Source organism: uncultured Campylobacter sp. (genome assembly GCF_937997535.1).
GTDB lineage: Bacteria > Campylobacterota > Campylobacteria > Campylobacterales > Campylobacteraceae > Campylobacter_B.
The window spans coordinates 1-7,278 of sequence record NZ_CALKTT010000079.1 but is presented as its reverse complement, the minus strand read 5'-3'; the positions used below and the strand labels follow the sequence as shown (position 1 = coordinate 7,278).

Annotated in this window: 9 protein-coding genes; 5 read left to right on the top strand and 4 right to left on the bottom strand. The window is 46.0% G+C overall.

From position 1 onward, the window contains the following. Positions 1 to 340: aminomethyltransferase beta-barrel domain-containing protein (locus Q0117_RS07445; protein ID WP_366807798.1), on the top strand; the 340-nt coding region annotated here is incomplete at its 5' end. A 514-nt stretch (positions 341 to 854) separates the two neighbouring features. Here the strand turns inward: Q0117_RS07445 and Q0117_RS07440 are convergent. The 3 genes from Q0117_RS07440 to luxS form a co-directional block, all read right to left on the bottom strand. Then, the gene (locus Q0117_RS07440; RefSeq protein ID WP_297924206.1) at positions 855 to 2,312 is read right to left on the bottom strand and encodes a DKNYY domain-containing protein; all 1,458 of its coding nucleotides are present in this window, start codon (positions 2,310 to 2,312) and stop codon (positions 855 to 857) included. A gap of 163 nt (positions 2,313 to 2,475) precedes the next feature. Next, a complete protein-coding gene (locus Q0117_RS07435) occupies positions 2,476 to 2,814 on the bottom strand; it encodes a cupin domain-containing protein (RefSeq protein ID WP_040303516.1) in 339 nt (112 codons plus the stop codon). Between the two features lie 587 nt (positions 2,815 to 3,401). Further along, entirely contained in the window at positions 3,402 to 3,905 is a 504-nt protein-coding gene (luxS, locus tag Q0117_RS07430; protein WP_297924204.1) for an S-ribosylhomocysteine lyase, read from the bottom strand. 106 nt (positions 3,906 to 4,011) lie between these two features. Here luxS and Q0117_RS07425 point away from each other — a divergent pair, with 106 nt between their 5' ends. Next, a complete protein-coding gene (locus Q0117_RS07425) occupies positions 4,012 to 4,221 on the top strand; it encodes a 4-oxalocrotonate tautomerase family protein (RefSeq protein WP_297924201.1) in 210 nt (69 codons plus the stop codon). Positions 4,222 to 4,542: 321 nt separating this feature from the next. Here the strand turns inward: Q0117_RS07425 and Q0117_RS07420 are convergent, their stop codons facing one another. Then, positions 4,543 to 4,956, bottom strand: coding sequence for a hypothetical protein (locus Q0117_RS07420; RefSeq protein WP_177386822.1), 414 nt, complete (start codon positions 4,954 to 4,956; stop codon positions 4,543 to 4,545). Between the two features lie 80 nt (positions 4,957 to 5,036). Here Q0117_RS07420 and Q0117_RS07415 point away from each other — a divergent pair, with 80 nt between their 5' ends. The 3 genes from Q0117_RS07415 to Q0117_RS07405 all read left to right on the top strand — a co-directional run bounded on the left by Q0117_RS07415 (position 5,037) and on the right by Q0117_RS07405 (position 7,159). Continuing rightward, positions 5,037 to 5,726: a dUTP diphosphatase gene (locus Q0117_RS07415; RefSeq protein ID WP_297924199.1), complete on the top strand. Its 690-nt coding sequence runs from the start codon at positions 5,037 to 5,039 to the stop codon at positions 5,724 to 5,726. Positions 5,727 to 6,141: 415 nt separating this feature from the next. Then, positions 6,142 to 6,882, top strand: coding sequence for an EI24 domain-containing protein (locus tag Q0117_RS07410; RefSeq protein ID WP_297924197.1), 741 nt, complete (start codon positions 6,142 to 6,144; stop codon positions 6,880 to 6,882). Between the two features lie 73 nt (positions 6,883 to 6,955). Continuing rightward, positions 6,956 to 7,159, top strand: a complete 204-nt coding sequence (locus Q0117_RS07405) for a hypothetical protein (RefSeq protein ID WP_297924195.1) — start codon at positions 6,956 to 6,958, stop codon at positions 7,157 to 7,159. The last annotated feature ends 119 nt before the right edge of the window (positions 7,160 to 7,278 follow it).

The window sequence follows — 7,278 nt, the reverse complement described above, 5'->3', positions numbered from 1 at the left end:
CGGTTTTACGGTGCACGGCGCGCATGAGCCGCACTTCGTGCTAAGCATCGACCCGAGCAAAAACGAGATCGTCGTAGGCGGCAAGGACGAACTAGCGACCTACGAGTTCGACACCGAAAATTTTAACGCCTTTTTAAGCAGGGATGAAATTTTAAATATGCCGGGTCTCGGCGTTAAGATCCGTTACCGCAGCGCCAAACTCCCCGTTAAAATTTCGCCGCGTGAAGGGGGCGGCGTGCATGCCGTGCTGTCCGCACCCGCAGCGGGCATCGCTCCGGCACAGCTTGCGGTTTTTTACGACGAGCGCGACCGCGTAATAGCAAGCGGATTTATAAAATAGCGCTTTGTTTTGCTTCACTTAAAGCTCGTGGGTTTGCAAAACGGCACTTTGATCGCGCCGCTCGATCTGCACTCACTATGTTAAATTTCATATCGGAGTAAGATATTTGCGCCTTTGAATCCAAGCCGTTAAATTTTATCCCGTAAGCCTAGGCGCGCAAATTTTATGCGTGCAACTTTGTGATTGAGTCTTTTAAATTTACGCTCTGTCGCCGCGTACGCCTACACTGCTAGCGAAATTTTACGAAAGCTGCGGCGCTAAAATAAAATTCGCGGCGACGTCTTATCCAAGCGCGCCGCGACGCAAAGATCGTGACTAATATAAAAGCTTCGTGCGCCGTCGCGATATGGCGAAACGAAATTTTGCACGACTGCCCTAAAGGAATTTGCGATGAAATTTCTAAACCTACGCTATAGCCCACGACTACATTTAAATTTTAAAAATTTATGCCGAAATAAAATCAAATTTTAAAATTTAGCAGCGCTTTCTGCGCTCGAATTGTGCTCAAATCGCCCTAAAATTCCACTCGCGTCTTTACCTCAAAAAGCAGCTCGCCGTCCACCGCCTTAAGCCCGCCGCTCTTTATCATCTCGCGAATTTTACTCGTGCCAAGGCTGCTTTTTTGAAGCAAAATTTCAACCAAGTCTAGATCCCTGATCTCATAAACGCACCGATCTATCAGCTGTGAAGAGCCAAGATCGTCGAAGTAGAAAAATCGCCCGCCGTTTGAATAGACCCAGCCGTATAGCCCGCCGTGCACGCCGCCGACCCTGCGCCACTCATACGGCAGCTCGAGCGCGAAAAGCCCGCTTTTGCGAGCGACCAGCCTACGACTGCTACGGCCGCCGCCCCAAACTTCGGCGCCTTCTAAAAAATATATCCGCTCGCCGCTTTGAAATACGCTGCCGCTAAGCGCGCGAACTTCGCCCGCGAAGGGATTGTCTGCCGCGCGCTTTTGCTTTCCGTCGTTCTCGTCGAAATAGTAGATGCCGTCTGGGGAGGCAAAAAGTAGATGGTTTGAATGCGCAAGCTGCCTATTTAGCGGAGTATATGGCGCGGCGGCGGGATCAAATTTCAGATCGTTCGCAAAAACGTCACCGCCTTTCGCATCCCACAAAAAATAGCTCAACCGCTGCCTAAAAAGATCGTAATGCCCGCCGTTATCGCGCGCGTCAAGGCGCAGGTTTCTAAAATACACGTTCGTGCCGTCCGCGGCATAAACGCCGCTAGCGCGCCCGTCGCTTCCCTCTATTTGGCGCAGGCTCGCGGCATCGGCGCCCGGCAAAACCTCTCCCTTATAAAACGCGCGAGAGCCCTCCGCAGCGTAATATACGCCCGCGATTTGGCGCAGATCCGTAGCGTCCATTCGTTTAAATTTATAGAGGTAGCTTTGCGGCTTGGGCGCATCCCAAAAAATATGCACCAAGGTTTCATAAGTAAGCTTAAGCGCCCCCAGCGCGTCGTTTGGCACCGCCTCGCCGTCGCAAAAGTAGCTAACTCGCCCGTCGCTTACGTATCCGAATGCCACGGCTTTCGTGCGCGCGGGCTCTAGCTCGCTCATAGCTATATTGCCGCAATATACGGCGTTTTGATCCGCCGCGACGTTGGAGCGGTAGCCGGAGCCGAAATCCAAAACTCGAAAGCTCGCCACGTCCGCGTCCGGTATCGCAAAATAGCCCGCACCCACCACGAGGGCGTAAATTTCATCTCCTTTTTTATAAAAATCGCTGTATTTGATCTGCTCATCATCCCGCAGCGAGTAGTCGTCTGCGGAATTTATAACCGCCGCTAGAATAAGCGCGCTAAAAGCCGCGAACGCAAACGTTATACCAAGCGCGATCTTGCGCCAAAGCGGCATGCCTCTGGGCCCATCTCGCACAGGCTTACGATCTGCTTCTGCCTTGCGCGCCCTAGCTTTGCGTTTCTTTTGCGCGCGCTCGTCCTTTGGCTCTTGCGTAAAATCCTCATACATCTTTTGCCTCAAATTTAATCTCGCCGCAGATTGCGCGGCACTTGAAATTGTACAAAAGCGCGGCTAAATTTATGAAATTTAACGCTACGGGCAAATTCTGATTCAACTCTTTGCGGCGCTAATTTATTTTACGAATGCCACAAAATCTCTGGCGAATTTTAATTCAAATCGCTTCGTAGCCGCACGGAATCGGCGCCGTAACGCTTGCAAACACAAAATCCTCATCGCCCGTATTTTTCATACCGTGGCACTCTCCGCTTTTGGAAATGATTAGATCGCCCGCACAGATCGGCACCTCCTCGCCCTTGCTCGGATAAAACACGCCGCGTCCGCTTAAGCAGATCCACACGTCATCTCCGTCTGGGTGAATATGCGGCGCTACGACCTGGCCGCGTTTGACGATCCAAACCGCGCCGCAAGTGGCCTCCGTAGTAAAAAATGTCGTTTTTACGGCTCGCTCGTCGCTACAAATAGCATCTTTTATATGAAAAATTCTTTGCATTTTCGCTCCTTTAAGTTCACCGCATCCGGCGCGGTTTCGGCGGAATTTTAGCATTTTTTTCGTGCAGCGAAAGTGAAATTTCAAGCGCCAAACTCGCAACGTAACCTTAAATAAAAATTTTAAATTCACATTTTACTGTGCGATTTTTTTGGAGGATTGAAGATCGCATCTAAAAGTAAGAAGGCGCATAAGCATGGTATTTGTGGATAGAATTTCGGCTTTAATTTAAGACGGAATTTTAAAAATTCTTATAAATTTAAAGCCGACCTACGAGATAAATTTATTAAATTTGATATGAGCTTTGCTTGCGCGCTTTTGCCACCCAGCTTAAAGCCAAATCGTAGCTTTTATCAAAAACCTCGCGTGACGCAGACTTTACGGCAAGCGCCAAGTCGGTTTATAAAGCTAAATCGGCTTATAAATAGATGCTACTACCTCCGGCTTGTTTTAGCAGATACGCATTTTTGCACCTCGAATTTTTGCATATTTTACGATAATATTTTATGGTGCATTATACACTGATCGCGGAACAAGCGGCGTTCAAAGAGATAGCGTTAGAATTTTGCACTATCTCTTAAATTTCAAAACTATTTTATCTTGCTTGGATCCAGCGCGATCTCGTCGTTTTTGATCACGCCGATCCCTTTATTTAGCACGTTTTGCGCGATCTGTTTGGCTTCTGCTAGCGAGTGCATCGCGAAGGTGCCGCACTGAAATTTATTCAGCTCGGGGATATCCGCTTGAGAGCCCACGCCCAAAATATCCTTCATACTCGCGCTCCACGCCGCTGCGACGGCGCTCTCGCTGGGCGTGCCGATCACGCTCATATAAAAGCCCGTGCGGCATCCCATCGGCGAGATGTCGATGATCTCGACATCCGCGCTATTTAGGTGCTCGCGCATAAAACCCGCGAAAAGATGCTCCAGCGTATGGGTGCCGCGCTCGCTCATGATCTCTAAATTCGGGCGGCAAAACCGCAGATCATAGACGCTGATCTTATCGCCGCTTTTGGTACGCATGCTCTTTGCGAGCCGCACGCCGGGGGCATTCATACGGGTATGATCGACTTTAAAACTATCCAGCAATGGCATATTTCCTCCTTAAATTCAGATTACGGCGATTTTAACATAAAATTTCGCACTTTTAGGCGCGCAGACGAAATTTTGGCTACAATTACGTTTATTTTAAGGAGAATTAATGCCCTATATAAACGTCAAAATCACCAAAGAGCGCGGCGGTCTAAGTCGCGAAGAAAAAGCAAGGCTCGTCAAAAACCTCACCGACGCCCTCGTAGCCGTGCTAGGCAGGGGCGAGAAAACCACGGTCGTGACGATAGACGAAATATCCACTGACGACTACGCGATCGGCGGGCGGCTAGTAAGCGAAATCAGGGAGCGGCAGAGCTAAGCTCGCGCGTCAAGCTAACTTTGAAAAGTTAAATTTTAGAATTTTAAAATTTTCATGCGAAATTTTACGTGGCAGGCTCCGCTTCTAAGGAAATAAAATTTGCGACAACCTCAGCTTGCAAGATGAAATTTTACGCTAAATTCCATGCTGTAAAATTCAAAAAACCAACCGAGCGGAAATTTTAAAGCGTATCTAATGGTGAAATTCTTTGAAAAATAGACAAGATAGAATTTATGCAAGTTTTAAAAATTTTACTAGATAAAATTTAATCCTCGCAAAGTTTAAAATTTCGTAAAAATAAATAGACGATTTCTTAGCGAACTAGCGTTCCCAAATTAGTTTTTTACCGAAAGTTAGAGTATTATCGGTCATTTTCATCCAGTCAATTCTGATCGTAAAAAAATCGGTCTCCATCGCGCGCGCAAACGGGAAGCGCTTAAGATATAGCGAGGTTTCGCGCTCATCCGCGCTACGGATATGGCCGCAAATCTGCACGCCTTTGATCCTACCTACAAATTTCGTATCCAGTGCAACTGTGGCCGCAACTCCGCGGTTGGCAAAGACTGCTTTGATATGCTCGGAGTCGCTCGCGCTTGCGATGATGAGCTCCTTATTTTGCGGATCGTAGGCGTAAAATGCACTGCAGCAATATGGCAGATTATTGCGCAAAACTCCGAGAGATAGGAGTTTCATCCTGCCTAAAAACTCGTCGAATTTATCCTGAGCGGCACACATTTTAAGCCTCCTTTTTGCTAAATTATACAATGATTTTCTTTTATTAGCTATAATCGCGAGCCAAAATTAGGAGAATTTTTATGGAAAATTATAAAAAAGTAAAAGAGATGTTTTTGATGCAGCAAGCCCTAAACGACGAAACAAATGGCGTGGGCTGGGAGGACGGCTATACAAAAAACGGCAAACTTATCAACTGGAAGCGCTGCATTTACATGGAATGCGCAGAGCTCATCGATAGCTTTGCGTGGAAGCATTGGAAAAATATCTCTGCAGCGCCGGACGTGAATAATATCGTCATCGAGGTCGTTGATATTTGGCACTTCGTAATGAGCTATATTTTAGAGCAATATTACGGTGGCAAAGACATCGATCACATCGTAAGCGACGTCACGGCAGTGAGTGGGTTTGCAGAGTTTAGCTCCTACGCCTACGATGTGCGCGAATACAGCATCTACGAAATCGTAAACGACATCGAGCTCATAATCCACGAAACAAGCGGATTTGAGCTGCAAATCGGCGAGCTGCTGACCGATTTTTTTCGCGTGGCGATTAAATGTGGCGTGAGCTTAGACATTCTTTTTGCCAAATATATCGGTAAAAACGTGCTAAATAAATTCCGCCAAGACCACGGTTACAAAGAGGGCAGCTACCGCAAAATCTGGGGAGACCTTGAAGATAACGAGGTGCTAATCGAGGTGCTATCAAAAGGCACAGTAAGCGCAAACGAAATTTACGAGCAATTGCAAAAGATCTACGACGCGACGAAGTAAAGTCATGGATTTGCTTGCGAAATTTATCTTTAAGATTTTAAAATTCCATCTATAAAATTTCGGCATGCGAATTTTAAAAAAGGGCTTTGATTTGGAATTCTGCAATTTTGTGCCTGAAATTTTACGTAATGCTAGCTTATTTATAAGTGGCAAAATTCCGCGCAGCAAGCAAATAAATATTCGCAACAGGTAAAAACATAGCTAGATGCGGTCTCCCTTTACGCACTATAAATGAGCAGATTAAACGCAGGCAAGCGATCAAAGCATAAATTTCGTATTATAAGGCAGGATGAGCCGGTTAAAAAAGCGAATGAGCCAAGCGAGCGGATTGATGAGGCACGGTGCGGCAGTCAAAATAAATCTCAGCTCAAATTCCGTCGCAAAAGTCGCTAAAATAACGCAAATAGGAGCATACATGGGTAGAATTTTTAATTTGGCGAAGCAGGATTTTTTTACGCGCAAGTTTATTTTGCTCTCGCTATTGCCGCTTATGTGCTCGCTTATAATCTTAGGCACGCTCGCATTTTTCGGTGGCAAAGAGCTTTTTGACGCACTTTCGCAGGGCGCGCAAAGCGGCGATTTTAGCTTCTTGGACGAGCAGCGCTTCCCAATAATTGCAAAAATTCTAAGCTTTGCTGCTACAAAGTGGATTATCGGCGCGATTTTTTCGGTGTTTGCCAGCTTTGCGGTACTGATGCTTAGCGTGTTTTGTGCGCTTATCATCGCAGCCTTTCTGACGCCCGCAGTCACTAAAGAGATCAACGCCCGCCACTACCACCTAATCCGCGCGGATGAAGCGAGCACGGCGCGAGTGCTAAAGCTGATGAGCCTTGAAATTTTAAAATTTTTAGTGATTTTATTTATCTGTTCGGTGCTTTTGTTCGTGCCGGTAATAAATTTATTCATAATCAACGTGCCGTTTTTTTATATCTATTACAAGCTGATTCTAATCGACGTCGCTTCAAACGCGTTAAGCGCGAAAAGCTTCGAGCGCTCTTATAAAATGGGCGGCGGATATAAATTTGCCCTAAGCGCTTTTATTTTTTATCTGCTGTGCTTGATCCCGCTGGTAGGATTATTTTTCCAGCTATTTTTCATCATCTTTTTGACGCACATAGTGCTAATAGATGAAAGCGCCCGCAATAAAAATCGCTAAAGATTAACTAAAATCAATGAAAAATTTTGAAATTTTCATAAAATAGTGCGAAATTTTTTAAGAAAGGATTTCTATGAAATCAGGCGATATTTACATTTGCAATATATGTTCGCTCAAAAGCAGCGACGATGAAAACGCGGTCTTTATCAAGGCGCATAAAAACGGCGAGACGGTGCATATCTGCACATCCTGCATGCCTAGCGTCATCCACGGCTCAGGCATGGTCGTAAAAAGCAACTCCGAGATCAAAGAAGAGCTTCAAGACGCTGCAAACTAGCTGCTAGCACCACTTGCTGCGGCGCGTTTTAATTTGCTTGTAAATTTTCGCGCCGCAAAATTCTAAAATTCTAAAATTCTAAAATTCTAAAATTCTAAAATTCTAAAATTCTAAAATTC